The sequence below is a fragment of the Pseudoalteromonas sp. SWYJZ98 genome, from assembly GCF_015864495.1.
In the GTDB taxonomy this organism is placed as follows: domain Bacteria; phylum Pseudomonadota; class Gammaproteobacteria; order Enterobacterales; family Alteromonadaceae; genus Pseudoalteromonas; species Pseudoalteromonas distincta.
This window is the reverse complement of the sequence record NZ_JADYXA010000038.1, coordinates 12,461-32,796: the sequence shown is the minus strand read 5'-3', so window position 1 is coordinate 32,796 and position 20,336 is coordinate 12,461. Positions and strand designations below refer to the sequence as shown.

The 20,336-nt window shown below is 40.7% G+C and carries 18 protein-coding genes; 6 read left to right on the top strand and 12 right to left on the bottom strand.

Going from position 1 to position 20,336, the window contains the following annotated elements:
• Window positions 1-106: 106 nt before the first annotated feature.
• The 6 genes from I6F10_RS16495 to I6F10_RS16470 all read right to left on the bottom strand — a co-directional run bounded on the left by I6F10_RS16495 (window position 107) and on the right by I6F10_RS16470 (window position 7,026).
• Window positions 107-988, bottom strand: a complete 882-nt coding sequence (locus I6F10_RS16495; protein WP_165744425.1) for a UDP-2,3-diacylglucosamine diphosphatase — start codon at window positions 986-988, stop codon at window positions 107-109.
• 234 nt (window positions 989-1,222) lie between these two features.
• Entirely contained in the window at window positions 1,223-2,947 is a 1,725-nt protein-coding gene (locus I6F10_RS16490; RefSeq protein ID WP_165744424.1) for a proline--tRNA ligase, read from the bottom strand.
• 89 nt (window positions 2,948-3,036) lie between these two features.
• Window positions 3,037-3,741, bottom strand: coding sequence for a tRNA (N6-threonylcarbamoyladenosine(37)-N6)-methyltransferase TrmO (gene tsaA, locus I6F10_RS16485; protein ID WP_165744423.1), 705 nt, complete (start codon window positions 3,739-3,741; stop codon window positions 3,037-3,039).
• Window positions 3,742-3,953: 212 nt separating this feature from the next.
• Window positions 3,954-4,523, bottom strand: coding sequence for an outer membrane beta-barrel protein (locus I6F10_RS16480; RefSeq protein WP_002961225.1), 570 nt, complete (start codon window positions 4,521-4,523; stop codon window positions 3,954-3,956).
• A gap of 259 nt (window positions 4,524-4,782) precedes the next feature.
• Window positions 4,783-5,247 (bottom strand): acyl-CoA thioesterase, encoded by a 465-nt coding sequence (locus I6F10_RS16475; RefSeq protein WP_002961226.1) that lies wholly within the window; start codon window positions 5,245-5,247, stop codon window positions 4,783-4,785.
• 132 nt (window positions 5,248-5,379) lie between these two features.
• A complete protein-coding gene (locus I6F10_RS16470; RefSeq protein WP_165744422.1) occupies window positions 5,380-7,026 on the bottom strand; it encodes an electron transfer flavoprotein-ubiquinone oxidoreductase in 1,647 nt (548 codons plus the stop codon).
• Between the two features lie 221 nt (window positions 7,027-7,247).
• Between I6F10_RS16470 and I6F10_RS16465 the strand changes: the two genes are divergently transcribed.
• Window positions 7,248-7,997, top strand: coding sequence for an electron transfer flavoprotein subunit beta/FixA family protein (locus tag I6F10_RS16465; protein WP_165744421.1), 750 nt, complete (start codon window positions 7,248-7,250; stop codon window positions 7,995-7,997).
• Window positions 7,998-8,924, top strand: coding sequence for an electron transfer flavoprotein subunit alpha/FixB family protein (locus I6F10_RS16460; RefSeq protein ID WP_165744420.1), 927 nt, complete (start codon window positions 7,998-8,000; stop codon window positions 8,922-8,924).
• A gap of 139 nt (window positions 8,925-9,063) precedes the next feature.
• Here the strand turns inward: I6F10_RS16460 and asnS are convergent, their stop codons facing one another.
• Entirely contained in the window at window positions 9,064-10,461 is a 1,398-nt protein-coding gene (gene asnS / locus I6F10_RS16455; protein ID WP_024596826.1) for an asparagine--tRNA ligase, read from the bottom strand.
• 297 nt (window positions 10,462-10,758) lie between these two features.
• Here asnS and I6F10_RS16450 point away from each other — a divergent pair, with 297 nt between their 5' ends.
• A complete protein-coding gene (locus tag I6F10_RS16450) occupies window positions 10,759-11,193 on the top strand; it encodes an ATP-binding protein (protein ID WP_002961231.1) in 435 nt (144 codons plus the stop codon).
• 89 nt (window positions 11,194-11,282) lie between these two features.
• Here the strand turns inward: I6F10_RS16450 and I6F10_RS16445 are convergent, their stop codons facing one another.
• From I6F10_RS16445 to bioA, 5 genes are all read right to left on the bottom strand, one after another.
• Window positions 11,283-12,299 carry an ABC transporter ATP-binding protein gene (locus tag I6F10_RS16445; protein WP_165744419.1) on the bottom strand — a complete coding sequence of 339 codons (1,017 nt, stop codon included), beginning with the start codon at window positions 12,297-12,299 and terminating at the stop codon, window positions 11,283-11,285.
• Between the two features lie 14 nt (window positions 12,300-12,313).
• Window positions 12,314-13,813 carry an ABC transporter permease gene (locus tag I6F10_RS16440; RefSeq protein WP_165744418.1) on the bottom strand — a complete coding sequence of 500 codons (1,500 nt, stop codon included), beginning with the start codon at window positions 13,811-13,813 and terminating at the stop codon, window positions 12,314-12,316.
• Window positions 13,813-14,853 carry an extracellular solute-binding protein gene (locus I6F10_RS16435; protein WP_165744417.1) on the bottom strand — a complete coding sequence of 347 codons (1,041 nt, stop codon included), beginning with the start codon at window positions 14,851-14,853 and terminating at the stop codon, window positions 13,813-13,815. Before I6F10_RS16435 ends, I6F10_RS16440 begins: the two co-directional genes overlap by 1 nt.
• Complete coding sequence (locus I6F10_RS16430) at window positions 14,854-15,666, bottom strand: hypothetical protein (RefSeq protein ID WP_002961238.1); 813 nt, start codon at window positions 15,664-15,666, stop codon at window positions 14,854-14,856.
• A gap of 171 nt (window positions 15,667-15,837) precedes the next feature.
• Window positions 15,838-17,139 carry an adenosylmethionine--8-amino-7-oxononanoate transaminase gene (gene bioA / locus I6F10_RS16425; RefSeq protein ID WP_165744416.1) on the bottom strand — a complete coding sequence of 434 codons (1,302 nt, stop codon included), beginning with the start codon at window positions 17,137-17,139 and terminating at the stop codon, window positions 15,838-15,840.
• 94 nt (window positions 17,140-17,233) lie between these two features.
• Here bioA and bioB point away from each other — a divergent pair, with 94 nt between their 5' ends.
• The 3 genes from bioB to I6F10_RS16410 are packed head-to-tail and all read left to right on the top strand — an operon-like array spanning window position 17,234 to window position 20,322.
• Window positions 17,234-18,274 (top strand): biotin synthase BioB, encoded by a 1,041-nt coding sequence (gene bioB, locus I6F10_RS16420; RefSeq protein WP_002961242.1) that lies wholly within the window; start codon window positions 17,234-17,236, stop codon window positions 18,272-18,274.
• Between the two features lie 12 nt (window positions 18,275-18,286).
• Window positions 18,287-19,438 (top strand): aminotransferase class I/II-fold pyridoxal phosphate-dependent enzyme, encoded by a 1,152-nt coding sequence (locus I6F10_RS16415; RefSeq protein WP_165744415.1) that lies wholly within the window; start codon window positions 18,287-18,289, stop codon window positions 19,436-19,438.
• A complete protein-coding gene (locus I6F10_RS16410) occupies window positions 19,435-20,322 on the top strand; it encodes a methyltransferase domain-containing protein (RefSeq protein WP_197099135.1) in 888 nt (295 codons plus the stop codon). Before I6F10_RS16415 ends, I6F10_RS16410 begins: the two co-directional genes overlap by 4 nt.
• Window positions 20,323-20,336: the final 14 nt, after the last annotated feature.

Genomic DNA, 20,336 nt, shown 5'->3' with positions numbered 1-20,336 from the left:
TGCAGGCATATTAAATGCCTCAAAGAAATGGACAATGCCAATCCATAACTGGAATCTGACATTGTCGCAATTGGCCATCCACTTCGAAGGTAGATTAGATGGTGTGCTAGATATTTAGCAACTTAGGCTGACACAGAATTCTGAACGCCCTCGATTTTTTTGGTTTGGTATTTGTTGACGTATTTAAAGGCGTGTTAAGAATAGCTATGTCTGCGCTATCGAGTATAAATTGTGTATCTGACCAATGTAGTAATTCTATCTTTCCATCTTGCTGCTCTACAAGCGCAGTACAGCTCTCAATCCAATCACCATCGTTACAGTACATAATACCGTCATCCACTTTAATTTTGGGATGGTGAATGTGTCCACAAATAATACCGTCTACGTTTTGTTTTTTAGCTTCATGAACTGCGGCATCTTCAAAGGCACTAATCGCTTCTCGAGCTTTGTGTACCCGAGCTTTTATCCATGATGCAAGCGAGTAGTAGTTACCACCAAATATTTTACGTATACGATTGGTCCAGCGATTTAAAAATAATAAAAAGTCGTATCCTGCATCCCCCGCAATACTAACAAGTTTGTTATAACGAGTCGCTGAATCAAAGTCGTCGCCGTGTATAATTAAAAACCGTTTATTAGCTTTAGTGGTGTGAATAAACTGCTGGTGGATTTCAACACCAAATAATGTTTGATTTATATAGTTTCTAAACGCTTCATCATGATTACCGGGAATATAAATGACACGTGTACCGCTAGCTGCTTTTGTCTGTATGCAGTTTAATACTTCATAATGAGAAGGGTGCCAATAAAACTGTCGCTTCATTGACCATAAGTCAATAATATCACCCACTAAATAAAGTGTGTCGGATTCTACCGAGTTTAAAAAATCAAGTAAGTAATCAGCTTTACAATCTTTGTAACCTAAATGAACATCAGATATCCAAATGGCTGGATAATGTTGTTTTTTACGCAGTTGATTGTTTGTCATGCCCGTCATCCATAGTGTAATAATTAAACACTGTAGATAAATCTAATGACACTTATGAGACACTTTAGCGAAGCCTCCATGACAATTTATACCAAGGCACGTAATTAAATGATTTCTACAAAGCTAGGAAAGGTGAGTCATTGAGCAGCTATTATTACGCATTGCTATTAATCGAGCATAAAAAAGGCCGCATTTTAAATGCGGCCTTTTAGTCTATTTTGAGCGTGCGTGTTATTAACCTTTAACAGCCGCTTTAATTGCATCAATTGCAGTGTCAATATCAATCATTAGCTTTTCACCGGTGCGGCGGTTTTTAAGCTCAACTTTATTCTCGTCAAGGTTACGCTCACCAATCACCAGCGTAAATGGTACACCAATTAGCTCCATGTCATTAAACATAACACCAGGGCGCTCTTTACGGTCATCAAATAACACATCAAGACCGGCATCTTTTAAACCTTGGTAAAGGTTATTTGCAATATCAGGAATACGATGCGATTTGTGCATGTTCATTGGAACAATTGCTAAATCGAATGGCGCGATTGATTTTGGCCAAATGATCCCGTATTGATCGTTGTTTTGTTCAATAGCAGCAGCAACAATACGTGAAACACCAATACCGTAACAACCCATGGTCATGGTTTGGTTTTTACCGCCTTCGTTTAATACTCCCGCTTTCATCGCTTCTGAGTACTTGGTACCAAGTTGGAATATATGACCTACTTCAATACCGCGTTTAATTTGTAAAACGCCTTGGCCACATGGGCTCATATCGCCTTCAACAATATTACGAATATCAGCAACTTCGTAATCAGTTACGTCACGATCCCAGTTAATACCGCTGTAATGCTCGTCGTCTTTATTAGCACCGGCAACAAAATCAGCAAGGATATTAGCGGCTCTATCAACAATAATAGGCATAGATAAGCCGACCGGGCCTAAGGAGCCAGGTTTTGCACCAATAGCAGCAACAATATCTGCCTCTGTTGCCATTTCAAGCGGAGAGTCTACTAATGGGTGCTTTTCAGCTTTTAATTCATTTAAATCATGATCGCCACGAAGTACAAGCGCCACTAAACCACGTGCATCGTTTTCATCAGGTGCACCGTAAACAATTAAGGTTTTAACACCACGATGAGGTTTTACACCGTAATGCTTTTTAAGCTCATTAATTGTTTTAGCGTCAGGAGTAGGGAATGCTTTTAACTCTTTACTTGCTTCTGGGCGTGGATCGTTTGGCGCTAGTGCTTCTGCTTTTTCAATATTAGCTGCGTAATCACTGCCATCACTAAATGCAATTGCATCTTCGCCTGACTCAGCAAGTACATGAAACTCGTGAGATAAGCTACCACCAATAGACCCAGTATCAGCAAGTACAGGGCGGTAATCAAGGCCTAAACGCTCAAAAATGTTACAGTATGCTTTGTGCATCGCTTGATAAGTTGCATCTAAACACTCTTCACTTAAGTGAAAAGAGTAGGCATCTTTCATTGTAAATTCACGAGCTCGCATAACACCAAAGCGAGGGCGACGTTCGTCGCGTACTTTAGTTTGTACTTGATATAAAGTAACAGGTAACTGCTTGTAGCTGCTTATTTCTTTACGTACGAAATCAGTTATTACTTCTTCGTGTGTTGGACCAAGTGCAAACGTACGGTTATGACGGTCTGTGAAGCGCATAAGCTCAGGACCAAATTCATTCCAACGGCCAGACTCTTCCCACAAGTCAGCGGGTTGAATAACAGGCATTAGCATTTCAATGGCGCCAGCTTTGTCCATTTCTTCACGTACAATGTTTTCTACTTTACGTAGCACACGTAAACCAGAGGGTAACCAAGTGTATAAACCCGAAGCGACGCGACGGATCATACCGGCTCTAAGCATTAACTGATGCGATACGATTTCAGCATCTGATGGCGTTTCTTTAAGTGTTGCGAGTATATATTGGCTTGTACGCATGTTTTTTCCGAAATAGAGTAATTATGTTCTTTTAATAGAGCTTAAGTTTAACAGCGGATGCTTTTACACTAAAGCGCTAAGTGAGTTATTTAGTTTTTTTCTATGTTTGTTACTACGTTATGCTCGCCATTGACTTGCCAGCGAATATTATAATTGTACAAAGTCATACCATAGCTTTGCTCGCCGTCTTTTTGTTTTTTATAGGCAGGGCGGGGATCTTGTTTTAAAACATTAGCTATAAAATCATGTAAGTCTGGGTACTGGGTTTGCGCACTAATAAACTCAATTGCTTGAGGGCAAAATTCAACCGTCATCTCGGTTTCTGGACGCGTATCTGCAAAGCCAGCACTGGCGTCAAGCATTGCATCTGAATAGGGTAAGTACGGTTTAATATCGATAATGGGTGTGCCATCAAGTAAATCAATGCCAGCGAGTAATAAACTAAGTTGTCCGTTTTTATACTCAATACCTTCAAGTTTTACTGCGCTCATACCAATCGCGTTGGGTCTAAATGTAGCGCGGGTAGCAAACACACCTTTTCGCTCATTGCCACCTAAACGTGGTGGGCGCACCATGGCAGAATAACCTTTATCGGCCGTTTCATGAAAACGAAATAACAACCAAACATGAGTAAATTCATCTAAACCACGTACAAACTCTTCGCGATTAAAATCAGGTGCAAAAATAAGTTTTGCCTTGGCTTGTGGCACTAAACGAGGCTGCCTAGGTATAGCAAACTTTTGTTTATAAGGAGATTCAATGTGGCCAATAGCCGAAATGGTATAATCGCTCATAGTACTCGGGTACAAATAAAATAGAGCGCTATTCTACCTGCATTTAGTATTTATGGCATTAGTGTAAGTAAGTTTATTGTTTATAGACCAAGCGGTTTAAAATCACTTATTAGACTGAGTGGTTTATATTTTGTATTAATATATTTAAAAAGGACCTAAAACAAAAAAGGGCAAGCTCTTAAGCTTACCCTTTCAAACATGTTAAAGATTAATTAAAACATGTATTGAACTGATACAGATGCTACATCCATGTCTGGATCAATATCGTCATCAAGTTTGTAGCGTTCGTACTCTAAACGAAACTGTACATTTGTTGTAAGTGCGTATTCAATACCCGCACCGTAAAATGCATCACCACCATCTGTAGACGCTGTTACACCACCTACTGGTAAATCTTGTGTGTAATCTGCATCCCACTCAAGCCAACCACCTTTTGCGTATACAGAAAAGCTCTCTGTTATTGGGTAGCCCAAACGTGCGGCAAGCGATACGCCATCAATTTCAGCTTTGCTGTCAATATCACTTACTTCATCAAAGTTTTGATAAGCAAGTTCTAAGCTTAGGTATTCGTTAAACTGAGTACCAATATAGCCTTTAAGCATTTGTGCATCGTCGTCAAAGTCAGTGTCGTTGTCACTGTCTTCAAATTCAAAAGAATATTGACCGTAACCGATACCAGTATAAATACGTGGAGAATCGAAATCAGAAATGTCAGCGTGTGCTGCAGAGTTAAAACCCAGTGTTGCTAGTGCAATAGCTGAAAGAGAAAGTGTTTTAATCATTGAATAGCTCCTTTACAAAAAATAATCAAATGCTTGATTTCATTAATCAAACTTCAATTATCTACTTGCAGCGAGCGTGCCAATATTAAAATGGATTAAAAACACGCCATAATTAGTTCTTTTGTATTGGTTTTTGTGTTATTTAGCGTGTTTTATAATCAAAGTGAACTTTTGTGTAATCGTGTACTCTAAAATAAGTTGTATGTTTTACATAGTATAATGAGTTTTTTACATAGCCTTACTCTATTTAAATTACTAATTAGACTTCATGAAGCAAGTTTTCTGTTTCAATTGCTATTTCTTTCATTTTTATAGCGTAATTTTCTAATTTAATGTCTTCATCGGTCACAGCTTTAAACGAAGGCACTTCTATTGGGTAGCCCGTTTCATCCATTGCAATAAAACTGATAACACAATGGTTTGTTTCAACCATATTTTGCGTTTTTGGATCGCCACACCTAACTTGAATAAATATTTGCATGCTACTTCTACCCGTATGGGCAATTTTAGCTTCTACTTCGACTATTTGACCCACTAAAATAGGGCGTCTAAATTTAACACCCGCAACCGAAACAGTTACGCAGTAATGACCACTCCAACCTGCAGCGCACGCATAACCTGCTTGGTCAATCCACTTCATGACGGCCCCACCATGAACTTTACCACCAAAATTAACATCAGTAGGCTCTGCTAAAAAACGAAAAATAACTTTTGACGACGGCATAAATAACACTCTTATTATTAAAACTACTATTAGCATAACGTAAAAAAGGGGCCGAAGCCCCTGCAATTTAGGATATGTTTATAAGTTATATGTAAAAAACGTAGTTATATAGCTATACAGCGCATAATTTAGTTACATATTAGGATAGTTTGGCCCACCTGCACCTTCAGGTGTTACCCATGTAATGTTTTGGCTTGGGTCTTTAATATCGCAGGTTTTACAGTGCACACAGTTTTGGGCATTAATAACAAACTCTTTATTGCCTGCAATTTCTTGTACTTCGTAAACACCTGCTGGGCAATAACGTTGTGCGGGTTCATCAAATTTGACTAAATTTACGTTAATAGGAATTGACGCATCTTTAAGCTTTAAATGACACGGCTGTGATTCTTCGTGGTTAGTATTTGATAAAAACACACTTGAGAGTTTATCAAAGCTAAGGTGTCCATCTGGTTTTGGATATGCAATTTTGTCAGCGGCGTTAGCATCAACAAGGGTAGAGTGATCGGGCGTATTATCTTTAAACGTAAAGGGTAAAGCGCCATTAAAGATGTTTTGATCAAGCGTATTGTACGCACCACCTAAAAATTTACCGAGTTTGTGCATAGCAGGGCCAAAGTTACGAGATTGATATAACTCTTTATATGCCCACGATTGCTCAAACGCAGTTTGATAATGAGTTAAATCGGTATTTGCTAACTCATTTTTCAGTGCTTCAAAAATAACTTCAGCAGCAATCATTCCCGATTTCATTGCGGTGTGATTACCTTTAATTTTTGCAAAATTAAGTGTGCCTGCATCACACCCTACAAGTAAACCACCAGCAAAATGCATTTTTGGTAATGAATGCAAGCCACCTTTAGCAATAGCACGCGCACCGTAAGCAATACGTTCAGCGCCTTCAAGTACGTTTTTAAATACAGGATGGTGCTTCATTCGCTGAAACTCATCGAACGGGCTCAAATGTGGGTTTGAGTAATTTAAATCAACAATTAAACCAACAACAACTTGATTGTTTTCACTGTGATACATAAATGCACCACCATTAGTATCGCCGCTAAGTGGCCAACCTGTACCATGAACTACCTTGCCAAGCTCATGTTTACTTTCATCTATTTGCCAGATTTCTTTAAAGCCTAAACCGTAATGCTGCGGTGATGAATCTGCATCAAGTGCAAACTCATTAATTAGCTGCTTACCTAAATGACCTCGGCAACCTTCGGCAAAAATAGTGTATTTTGCACGAAGCTCCATGCCTGGCATGTAACCGTCTTTTTCATTGCCATCTTTGTCTACACCCATATCGCCAGTAATAATGCCTTTTACTGCTTCATCTTCAATTATTAAAGAGTGTGCGCTAAATCCTGGAAATATCTCTACGCCTAAGCTCTCAGCTTGCTCTGCAAGCCATCGACATACATTGCCCATAGATACAATGAAGTTACCATCATTATGAAATGTTTTTGGTGTAGCAAAGTGGGGGATTGATGTCGCTTTTTGCTCGTTATTAAACCAATAAATTTCATCATTAGTTACTTTGGTTGTAACCGGTGCGCCAAGCTCTTGCCAATTAGGTAGTAGTTCATCCAAAGCTTTGGTTTCAAAAACAGCACCAGAGAGTACATGTGCTCCTACTTCAGAACCTTTTTCGACTACGCAAATCATGCACTCTTGTTGTTTTTCTTGTGCTAATTGCGCGAGTTTAATTGCACTTGAAAGCCCAGCAGGGCCTGCACCAACAATTACTACATCAAATTCCATGGTTTCACGTTCGACCATAATAACCTCTTTATCTATGACGGACTTATTTGAATGTTTACTACGCATTTAAATAAGGTGTACAGCCTATTTATAACCTTGCAAATTAAACGTTACAGACTGTGAATAGTTAAAGGTTATTTTAGGTTGACGTTTACGTCAACAGGAAGTAGTCTAATTTCATAAAATAAATAGGTTGACGTGCACGTTACCTTGTAGGTTTAAATAATTATGGAGTTCCTATGAAAGTTCTCGTACCAATAAAAAGAGTGATTGATTACAACGTAAAAGCACGCGTTAAAAGTGATAACAGCGACGTTGATTTAACCAACGTTAAAATGGCAATGAACCCGTTTTGTGAGATTGCTATAGAAGAAGCAATTCGCCTTAAAGAAGCCGGTACCGCCACTGAGGTGGTTGCCGTAACTATTGGTCCAAAAGCATCACAAGAACAATTACGCACAGCATTAGCATTGGGCGCTGACAAAGCCATTCACATCGAAAACGATGAAAAGCTCGAGTCACTTCATATTGCAAAACTACTCGCTAAAATTGTAGAGCAAGAAACGCCTGAACTTGTCATTTTAGGTAAGCAGTCAATTGACTCAGATAATAATCAAACAGGTCAAATGCTTGCTGCATTAACTAATCGCGGGCAGGGTACATTTGCATCAAAAGTAGTTATTGAAAATGGCAAAGTAAACGTAACACGCGAAGTTGATGGCGGGCTGCAAACGGTAGCACTTAATTTACCGGCAGTTGTTACAACTGATTTACGCTTAAATGAGCCTCGCTACGCATCACTGCCAAATATTATGAAAGCCAAACGTAAGCCGCTTGAAGTAATAGCAACAGATTCGCTTGGTGTTGATTTAACACCGCGTATGCAATTAATAAGTGTAGAAGAGCCAGCTAAACGCAACGCAGGAATTATTGTAGAAGACGTAGCGCAGCTTGTAGAAAAATTAAAAACAGAGGCAAAGGTGATTTAAATGAAAACACTCGTAATTGCAGAGCACGACAACGGTGCCTTAAAACCAGAAACCTCAAAAACTATTAACGCCGCAGTAAAAATGGGTTTTCCTATTGATGTACTAATTGCAGGTAACAACTTAAGCGCAATGAGCTCACAAGTGGCCAGCATTGATGGCGTAGCTAATGTTTTGGTTGCCGATAATGTCGTTTATGAACATCAGTTAGCTGAGAGCATGAGCGATTTAGTTTTATCACTTAGCGACAACTACAGCCACATTGTTGCAAGTGCTACTACAACGGGCAAAAACTTTATGCCACGTGTTGCCGCACTATTAGATGTTGCGCAAATTTCTGAAATTATCGCAGTAGTGGACGCCGATACATTTAAACGTCCAATTTACGCAGGTAATGCAATCGCCACGGTTAAATCACTCGACAGTAAAAAAGTAATTACCGTACGTGCCAGTAGCTTCGATTTACAAGGTGAGCAATCAGCTGTTGCTATAACAAGCATTGATACAGTATCAGATTCACAATTAAGCAGCTTTGTAAGTGTTGAGCAAACCGAATCAGAACGCCCTGAGCTTACAGCAGCTAGTGTGGTCATATCGGGTGGTCGCGGTATGCAAAACGGCGAAAACTTTGCATTACTTAATGGTATTGCCGATAAACTAGGTGCAGCTATTGGTGCATCGCGTGCAGCAGTTGATGCAGGCTTTGTACCTAACGACATGCAAGTAGGGCAAACAGGTAAAATTGTAGCACCTAACTTATATATTGCTGTAGGTATCAGCGGTGCTATTCAGCATTTAGCCGGTATGAAAGACTCAAAAGTAATCGTCGCGATAAATAAAGACCCAGACGCACCTATTTTTCAGGTAGCTGACTACGGTTTAGTGGCTGATTTGTTTGAAGTACTGCCACAGTTAGAGAGTGCTTTATAGCCTTTAAATAAACAAACTTATTCTGGTTGAAAGCCGTGGTGCTCTTTGAGTGCTGCGGCTTTTTTATTCGGTAGATTAAAGACACAAAAAAACCAGCCAATTGGCCGGTTTTTAGTATTTATAAACATCTTACTAAATATTAGTAAGTTGCGCTGCCTTTAGTACGAGGGAAGGCAATAACGTCACGTACGTTGCCCATACCTGTTACATAAGCAACTAAGCGTTCAAAGCCTAAACCAAAGCCTGAGTGCGGCACGCTACCGTATTTACGTAAATCGCGGTACCAGCTGTAATCTTCTTTGTTTAAGCCCATTTCTTCTAGGCGTGCATCAAGCACATCAAGGCGTTCTTCACGTTGTGAACCACCAATGATCTCACCAATACCTGGTGCTACAACGTCCATAGCGGCAACGGTTTTACCGTCTTCGTTTTGGCGCATGTAAAATGCTTTAATGTCACGAGGGTAGTTTTTAATAACTACCGGTGCTTTAAAGTGCTCTTCAGCTAAGTAACGCTCGTGCTCAGATTGTAAATCTACACCCCATTCAACAGCGTACTCAAACTTTTTGCCACAGTTTTTAAGGATTTCTACAGCGTCTGTGTAGTCAACTTGTGCAAAGTCTTTATCTACAAATTCTTCTAAACGCGTAATTGCGGTTTTTTCTACACGTTGTGCAAAAAATTCCATATCATCACGGCGCTCTTCAAGTACGGCTTTAAACACATACTTAAGCATGTTTTCAGCAAGTTTTGCTATGTCTTCTAAATCAGCAAATGCGACTTCTGGCTCTACCATCCAAAATTCTGCAAGGTGGCGAGATGTATTTGAATTCTCTGCACGGAATGTTGGGCCAAACGTGTAAATTTTTGACATTGCAGACGCGTAAGTTTCGCCATTTAACTGGCCAGATACAGTAAGGAATGCTTCTTTACCAAAGAAATCTTCGCTGTAATCAACTTCGCCTTTATCTGTAAGCGGTAAGTTTTGCATATCAAGCGTAGATACACGGAACATTTCGCCAGCGCCTTCACAGTCACTTGCTGTAATAATTGGCGTGCTGATCCAGTAAAAGCCTTGCTCGTGGTAAAAACGGTGAATAGCTTGTGCTAAACAGTTACGTACACGAGTTACCGCGCCAATCATATTTGTACGAGGGCGAAGGTGAGCGTGCTCACGTAAGTACTCAATGCTGTGGCGCTTTGCCGACATTGGGTATGAATCTGGGTTTTCTACCCAACCTAACACAGTCACTGAGTTAGCTTGAATTTCGTAAGATTGACCTTGGCCAGCAGATTGAACTAAAACACCAGTAACCGACACAGAACAACCGGCTGTTAAGCTAGTAACTTCATCATAATTATTCAGTGAATTAGGAACTACCGCTTGAATAGGATCAAAACACGAACCGTCATGAACGGCTAAAAATGAAATTCCTGCTTTTGAATCGCGGCGAGTACGGATCCAGCCCTTAATTGTTACTTGGCTGTCTACCGCAACATTGCCTTTTAATAGCTCTGAAATCGCTAAATGGCTCATCTTCACTCCAATGATATAAGTTGCCTAACTATTTTATTTTAACTGTGCGCAACACTCGGGCATAAATTGCACATAAACGGCGCTGCACTTGAACCATGTATCTTACCTAGTAAAGTTAAATAAAAAAACTATTGTGGGCAACTCTTTAAAAGTTTTTATGCATGCGGTTTATTTTTAAACAGTTTTTAGAGTTTAATTGCCACTATTATGATTTGTTGCTCTGAAATTTAATGATTTTGTGGCATTATTAACATCCAAACTAAATTAATATTTATTCACCCTTAAAAAATCGATGCTATGAAACAAGTTTTTATTTTACGAGGACTACCAGGAAGTGGTAAGTCTTACTACGCGCAAAGCCTTGCTGACGAATTAGGTGGAGCCGACGAAAGTCAGTATCTAATTTGCTCAACTGATGATTACTTTAATAATGAGCAGGGCGAATATCATTTTGATAAATTTAAGTTACCACAATTTCATAATTTAAATTTGGCGCGCTTTATAAATGCACTTGCTCAAGGCATTCCATTGGTGATTGTAGATAACACCAATATTAAAAAGTGGGAATTTATAGCTTACTCTCAAGCTGCCGTTGCTTTAGGTTATCAAGTAAAAGAAGTGATAGTGGGTGAAGTAAAAGACAAAGCTATGCAGCACCTATACGCTAAACGAAACTCACATAATGTGCCGCTAAAAACTATAAGCAAAATGGCCTACATGTTTGAGTGGTAGTGCTTCGAGTTTAGTTAGTAACATACATAGCAATACCTATTAAAAAGCCCATATATGGGCTTTTTTGGTTTATGTAAGTTACAAGGTAATTAAGCTTTTTGTTTATAAACCGCTAATGGGTGCGAGGTACTTAGTGATACATGCACTTCGTCGCCAGGGTTTACCACAACTTCATGGCTTACTCGGCTAGTTACAACCGTAGAGCACGCAAGTTTTACAGCGCACAAGCGGCTGCCACCTTCAAAACGTACCCAAATTACTTCGCCGTTATTGCCAACGCTGCTTTGTACAAGTAACACATCGTCTGGTCGAAGTAGTACATCAACGTCGCCACTTTCACAGTCAACGCCATGAGCGGGCGCATTACCAATTGAGGTAGTGGCTTGTCCTTGGCTAAATTGGCCGCTAATAAAGCTGGCTTCACCTAAAAAGCGTGCCACAAAGCGATTGTTTGGGGTACTAAAACAGCGCTCGGGTGAATCGATTTGCTGAATTTTGCCGTCTTTAAGCACACCAACGCGGTCGCCAACTGAGAGTGCTTCTTCTTGGTCGTGTGTTACCCAAATCGCCGGTACGCCAGCGGCTTTAAGTGCGTTTCTAATATCCCAACGAAGCATGTCTTTAAGGGCGGCATCTAAGTTTGAAAGCGGCTCATCAAGTAATACAAAGTCAGGTTGGTGGGCAAGGGTACGCGCAAGTGCAACGCGTTGCTTTTGTCCGCCAGAAAGCGTTGCTGGTTTTTTATCTCTAAAATCGCTCAACCCAAGTAGGTTTATCCAATACTCAGCAGGGGCTGTATCTTTTAATCTAAAGCAAATGTTTTGCTGTACGGTTAAGTGCGGAAATAACGCAAAATCTTGAAACACCATACCTACACTGCGTTTTTCAGGAGGTAGTGTTAATTTGGGAGTAGCGCGCCATTTCCCCGTGTTTATTTCGCCTTCGCTAATAGGTATAAGGCCAGCAAGGGCTTGTAAAATTGTACTTTTACCACAACCTGTTGGCCCTACAAGCATAAGGATTTCGTTTTCACCCAGCGAAAAGTTTAAATCGCTTACTACGCGGTTACTGCCATAATCTATAGACAACTGACTTACAGATAGCATTGTTTCTTAAATCCTTAATGTTCAAACTGGTTGCGTTTTTCGCCAGACATCATAATAGCTAACCCGCAGGCAGATATCACTACTAACAATAATCCAGGAATAGCGGCGCGACCAAAATAGCCCGCTTCGTATACACGCCATAAATAAGTAGAGAGGGTTTCAAACCCTGTAGGACCAAGTAGTAGCGTGGCTTCGAGTTCGCGCATTGACTCTAAAAACACCAGTGCTGCACCGGCAATAATACCACGCATTGTTAAAGGCAGTGTTATACGAGTAAATACTTCACGTGGGCTTGCCCCTAATACGCGCGCAGACTTTACTAAGCTTGGATCTAAGTGTTCGGTGCTTGTTCTAACAGAGCCTACAGCAAGTGGTAAAAATCGCAGCGTATAAGCAATAATAAGCAATCCCAGTGTTTGATATAAAAACGGCAACTGCAAACCACCGTAAACAAGCGCTGTGCCCATTACTATACCCGGAATACCAAAACCAAAGTAAGTAACACGCTCCATTATACGACCCGCTTTTCCACTCAGTGCGGCATGTGCAACGGGGATCGCAACGATAACGGCTACAATTGCCGCAATACCCGATGCATACGTAGAGTTCCATGCAATATTAAAATCAAATGAGCTAAAACCATCGCGAGCTAACCAAAGCGAAAATATAGCCAAAGGCAAGCCAATAGCGAGTAGTAAAACAGGTGCAAACGTAACAAACATCGCACTTAATTGTAATTTACTTGGAAATAAAATTAACGGGCGACCATGGCGCTCAGGTGCTGTTTTTATTTGTGATTCAACTAAAAGTAAAAAACCGACAATAACCATCAGCTGAAGTGAAAGCATTGCAGCGCGTCCTAATGCAAAGGCATTGTATTCAACGTAAATTACGCGAGTAAAGGTATCTAAGCGCATCATTGCGGGCGTACCAAAGTCAGATAACGTATAAAGCGCGACTAACAATGAGCCTGCTGCAATACCGTTAACTACGCGCGGTAATATAACTTTAAATATACTTTGCGTCATCGACATGCCCAGCGTACGCGCAGCGTTAACCATGCTTGCGTCAAGGCTCAGTAGGGATGAGCGAGTTGTCATCATTACAAACGGGAAGGTATAAAGTGTCATTACAATGGCGGCACCTGTTAGGCCATACATAGATGGTGTTTCTATTCCTGTTAAGGTGTTTATTTCGCCACCGGGGCCAAAAGCAGCATAAAGTGTAAATGCGCCAATATAACTGGGAATTGCCAGTGGGGCTGCAAATACAACCAGCCAGAGCTTTTTAAATGGTAAATGCACATACGCGCTAATAAACGCCAGTGGCACACCAATTAAAATAGATCCGAGTACCGTTAAACCCATTAACGATAACGTGTTACCTAAAATTTGCAGGTTGTGGGTGTCAAACACTGAGCTTGCATCGCTTGCAAGCACAATTAATACATAAACAGGGGTAAGCGCAACAAGCGCTGCAAGCAGCGCCATTGGATAAGAGGCAGGTATTTTCATTACAATACGCCGCTGCTTCGCATCAAATCTATAGTAGGGCGTAAATCAGCTAGCTGTGTTAAATCTACTTTAGGTGGAGAAATATTAGCAAGTGACGGTAAACCCTCAGGTTGGGTAATACCATTTACTAACGGAATTTCGTACGCTTCACTGGCTAAGTAACCTTGTACTTCTTTACTTAGTAAGTAACGCATAAAGTTAGTTGCAAGCGGATCGTCGTTAAGCGCTAATACACCCGATGCATTAACTAAACAGCCCGCATCATTTTGTGTAAATGCTAAATCTAGCTTGGCATCAGGCTTACCTGATTTTAAACGCAAAGTGTAATAGTGATTTGCAAAACCAATATCAACTTCACCGCGTTCAACGCCCATAACAACACCTAGCTCGCCGGCGTATGTTTTAGCACGTTTTTGAACCTTTTTAAGCCACTTAGCGGTTTTGTCATCGCCTTCTAAGATTCGCATTGCGGTTACAAACGATTGAAAAGAAGCGTAGGCGGGCGCCCAACCAATACTTAAATCGCTGTCGGCAATTTCCATAATACTTGTTGGAATTTGATCTTTAGTCAAACGCGACGTGTTATATGGCAATGTACGAATACGGCCAGTTACTGGTGCCCACTCTTTATATCTAAACTGTGGTTGTAACTGAGCAGATAAATCACCTGGGATAGGTTGTGCAAGGCCAGCATCGGTTACTAAACCAATTGCGCCTGAATCAACCGCCCAAAATAAATCAGCCCGGCGAACGCCAGCTTTAGCTTCTGCAACAATGGTATTTGCTAAAGCAGCAGTAGGACCTCGGCGTATACCGAGTTTAAAGTCTGGATTTTTTTTCTGGATTGCTTGTAATACGTTTTCATACAAACCACCTTCGCCTCGGCCTAAATAAAGCGTTAACTCGCCTTTAAGCTTTGGTAAATCGTCAACAGAAACAGGGTTTGCTATATCAGCGGCTAGCGCACGAGAAAAAGGCAGTGGCAATGAGCCAACCACCCCTAACGCGGCTAGGCCTTGAATAAAGGTCCTACGCTTCACTTAAAATACATCCTTACGAGCTTTTTCGGCTTTTTCTATTAAAACCTTAGCGCGGTCTAATTTTGTTTGCATGTCACTGATCACATCGCGTACTTCGTCTACGCTTTTGCTGTTTTTAATGGCCTGTGGCAGTGTTACGTTAAAGTCTTTTTCCAGCACTTCAACTAGTTTTGCATCTTGTTCAATAAGAGTACCTTCAACGCCTTCAAACAGGTGCAGATAAGTATCGTGAACAATTTCAGTTGCTTCATCTCGTAAACGCTCAGCAAATTTAGCTACTACACGGTCTAATTTGTGCTTAATTTCATCAATTGTGGCACTTTGTGTCATTTGAGTTGTAGCGGTTGCTTTTACTGTGTCTAACAAGCCTTTTTGCTGGAATTTTGCAGCAAGCTTAACAGCCCCAAGGCCTTGCCACAAGGCTATGTTCATCGCTTTTTGCTGTTTACGAACTTCCTCAGCAGGCTCTTTATTATCAATGGCCATTTTTACGCCATAAAGACCCTGCCAAATAGAGGCGTATACTGGTACAAAGTTAGTTTCTATTGCGCTGTGAAACTTAACTGATTCCCAATATTCAATTAAATCATCAGTTTTTACAGATTTTGCGCCTTTAGTATCGTAGTCGCTTACCATGGTATCAACTTTGCCTACCATCCATTCTACTTCTTCTGCGTAACTTTTAAGGTTAGCTTGAAGATGATTAACATGCTCGCCAATAGGGCCGTTAGCTAATACTGGTTGAGCCATAAACGCCGAGGCTAGTAAAAGGCTTGCACCTAAAGTTTTGGCTGGTTTAAATAGTAATTTCATAGCAAAGAAGTCCAAAAAGGTAATTGTAAATGATAGACATTATCATATAGCTAATGGTTAACGAGATCAATAACTACAAACTCGCTTAATAGATAAAAACACTAAATGTAGCGGTAGGTTACAGCAAATAGCGCTATAACCTGTATTAGGATTAGTTATTGAGACCGACTATTAAGCGTAATGTTTGCCTTTAATGGCATTATAAATGGCATCACACAGTGTTTTTATACTTGTGTCGTCACTTATATACGGTGGCATAAGGTAAATTAGTTTACCGAATGGGCGTATCCATACACCTTGCTCTACAAAATAAGCCTGAATTTTAGCAACATCAACATTGCCCGCAGCCTCGTTCAGTTCAACAACGCCTATTGCTCCTAAGGTACGCACATTGGCAACCGCATCTAGTTCACTGCATTTATTAAGTTGTTGTAGCTGGGTGTTTAGCTGCTTTATTCGTTGTTGCCAGTTTTTCTCAAGTAATAAATCAATACTTGCGCAGGCCGCTGCACAGGCAAGCGGGTTACCCATAAACGTAGGGCCGTGCATTAAAACACCGGCTTCACCTTCGCTTATGCCAATGGCTATTTTATCACTTGTTATAGTGGCCGATAGCGTCATTGAGCCGCCGGTTAATGCTTTACCAATACACATTATATCGGGCTCTATATTGGCGTGCTCTACAGCAAATAATTTACCTGTACGGCCAAAGCCTGTGGCAATTTCGTCGCAAATTAACAGTACGTTATATTGGGTGCATAATTTACGTACGCAGGCTAAATAATCAGGGTGATAAAAGTTCATACCCCCCGCGTTTTGTACTATTGGCTCAATGATAAAGGCGGCTACTTGGCTGTGGTTTGCTTTAAAGTATTCTTCAAGCTCTTGGGCTTCAGTTTGGTTAAACTCGCTCCCAAATTGACTAACCGGTGCAGGCACAAATACGTGTTCAGGTAAAAATCCTGAATACAAACTATGCATTGAGTTAACTGGGTCGCATACGCTCATGGCTGCAAAGGTGTCGCCATGGTAGCCCTTGTAAGGTGTCATTAATTTTTGTTTTGTTGTAATGCCTTGACTTAACCAATATTGCAGCGCCATTTTTATTGCTACTTCAACACTTACCGATCCGCTGTCGGCTAAAAACACTTTAGTTAAACTAGGCGGCGTTATATTTACTATTTTTTTGCACAGCTCTACTGCGCTGATATGCGTAATACCGCCAAACATAATGTGGCTCATACAGTTGATTTGCTCAATCATGGCGTTATTTATAACAGGGTGGTTATAGCCATGTATTGCGCTCCACCACGAGGCCATGCCATCGATTAATTGCTCGCCAGTTTCGAGGTGAATAATATTGTGATTAGCATGTGTAACGGGGTATACCGGAATTGGCTTGGTCATAGACGTATATGGATGCCAAATGTGCTCACGATCAAAATCAAGGTCAATCGTATTCTTTTTAATCATATGTAAACTTTAACTTGGTGGGCTTCGTTGACAATGGTACTTCAACTCGTAGACTAAGCCAATATCACCGTTATGAAAAAAATAAGAGAGTATTATGGAACTTGCACCTGTTCGTCACGATTGGACCCACGCTGAAGTTAAAGCATTATTTGAAATGCCATTTAACGATTTACTTTTTAAAGCCGCATCGGTTCACCGTGCTAACTTCAACCCAAATGAAGTGCAAATTTCTACGTTGTTATCAATTAAAACAGGCGCTTGCCCAGAAGACTGTAAGTACTGTCCGCAGTCGGGGCATTACCGAACAGATTTAGAACGCGAACGCTTAATAGAAGTAGAAAAAGTAGTAGAGCAAGCACGCCTTGCAAAACAAAAAGGCGCTACCCGTTTTTGTATGGGGGCTGCATGGTCAGATCCAAAAGACAGAGACATGCCATACATTTCGCAAATGGTTAAAGAAGTAAAAGAGCTAGGGTTAGAAACCTGTATGACGCTGGGTAAACTCACAAACGAAAAAGCGCATGAACTTAGAGATGCAGGGCTTGATTACTATAATCATAACCTTGACACGTCACCTGAGTATTACGAGCAAATTATATCAACTCGTACTTTTCAAGATAGATTAAATACCATTGACCACGTACGCGATGCCGGTATGAAAGTATGCTCAGGCGGAATAGTCGGTATGGGTGAGCAAGCAAGCGACCGTTTTGGACTACTTATGCAACTAGCTAATTTGCCACAACAACCAGAAAGTGTGCCTATTAATATGCTCGTTAAAGTAAAAGGCACTCCGCTTGAAAACGTAGACGATTTAGATCACTTTGAATTTATACGTACCATAGCAACAGCGCGCATTATGATGCCACATAGCTATGTGCGTTTATCGGCAGGGCGAAACGCCATGAACGAGCAAATGCAATCGATGTGCTTTTTTGCAGGCGCTAACTCAATATTTTATGGCGATAAGCTACTTACCACCGAAAACCCAGATGCTGATGCCGATATGAACCTAATTAAAAAATTAGGTATGAACCCAGAAAAGCGTCACGACTATTCAGATGAAGCAGTAGAAGCCTCGCTTTCATCGCAAGTAGCCGATAAAGCAACCTCTGAATTGTTTTACGAAGCGTAGGCTTTTATATCTATGCCTTTTGATTTTATAAATACGCATCTGCAGGCTCGCCTGCAAGATGCGTTACTTCGTAAACGCCACGTAGTACAACATGCAACAGCGCGCACCATAACGGTTAATAATAAAACCTACCTTAACTTTGCCAGTAACGACTACTTAGGCTTTGGTGATGAGGCTGTTAACCTTAATGACTCCCACGCATTAGGGAGTCACAGCTCAGCATTGGTTACAGGTTATCAGGCGCAGCAAAAAGCGCTTGAACAATATTTATGCGAGCAGTTCGGTTATGGCGCTGCTATGTTATTTAACTCAGGGTTTAGCGCTAATAGCAGCGTAATTAAAGCGTTGTTTCAAGATAAAGCGGCTGCACAAAACAGCGCTATTTTTCAAGATAAGTTAAATCATGCAAGTTTGATTGACGGGGCTATGCACTCAAACGCGGCATTAGTGCGTTTTAATCACAATGATATGAACCATTTACGTTCACGGCTCGAAAAATCAAAAGCGCAAAACAAGCTAATTATAAGCGAAGGTGTGTTTTCGATGGATGGCGATACCGCTCCTCTTAAAGAATTACTCGCACTTGCAAAACAGCACAACGCATGGCTAATGATTGACGACGCACACGGCTTTGGTGCATTAGGTAGAACCGGTTTGGGTAGTTGCGAAGCGTTTATTACTCAAACGCTGCCAGATATATTAGTTATTACCTTTGGTAAAGCAGTGGCTAGTAGTGGCGCGTGTGTATTAGGCAGTAAACAGTTTATTGATTACATGCTGCAATTTAATCGCGATTACACGTATTCAACTGCTATGTCGCCGCTTATGGCAAGCCACACACTTGCGCGTATTAAAAGCATAAAAACAGCTGATGATAAACGCGATAAGCTAAATGCCAATATTGCGTTATTTAAGCAACTCGCTAAAACCCATAATATTGCAGTAATGAAATCAAACACAGCCATACAGCCCATTGTATTAGGCTGCGCTGAGCAAACGTTGCAAGCGGCAGATAAACTTAAACAACAAGGTATTTGGCTTACCGCTATCCGTCCGCCCACGGTGGCACATAACACCTCACGTTTACGCATTACTTTAACCGCTGCACATTCCGAGCACGACATAACGCACTTAGTTAAGCATTTAGTAGGTGCAATAGCATGACTGCTCAGCCAGTATTAAAAACAGAGCTAGTGCAAACACAACTTGTAAAACCGTGCCTAGTGGGTAGCGATTCAAATAGAGAGTTAAACAAGGATTTAAGCAAGGAGCTAAATAAGGAGCTAAATAAGGAGCTTAAAAAGTCTACACAAAGTAAATTTTCAAAGGCGGCAGCGCGTTATAACACTCATGCAAATGTACAAAAACACGCAGCGAGCGATCTATTTGCGCTAATAAAACCAGGCATTAATAAAAATAAGCTTTGTGTTGATTTAGGCGCAGGCCCGCTTGTTAATACACAACGCTTACAAAGTATGTTTGCAAGCGTTATTGCCATGGATTTGAGCTTAAACATGCTGCAAAGTAGTGATTTAACCACACCCAAAATATGCGCCGATATGGATAACTTACCGCTACAAGCAAACAGTGTTGATGTTATTTACAGTAACTTTGCAGTGCAGTGGTCTGCTAATTTTTCGGCTTTAATGCAATCACTTTACAACATATTAAAACCAGGCGGGCGGGCGTACATAAGCACTGTGGTAGAGGGCTCACTTAACGAAATAAAAACAGCCTTTGCCGCGCTTGATTCAAACAGCCACATAAATACCTTTAATAGTGAATTGCATATAAACCAATCAGTCCAAAATACAGGGTTTATTATTAACAGCGCTAAAAAACGTATTTACACCGATGAATACACAACACCTTTAAAAGCTATTGCCTCTATTAAGGCTATTGGGGCTACCACGCAAAATCATACCAATACGCGTCAAGGGCTACTTACTAAATCGGCGCTACAAAAAGTATGCAGTGCGTATCCGCTTATAAATAATAAAGCATGTGTGTCTTATCATGTGGTGCTGTTATCATTACAAAAACATTAAATAAGCCCAAAGGC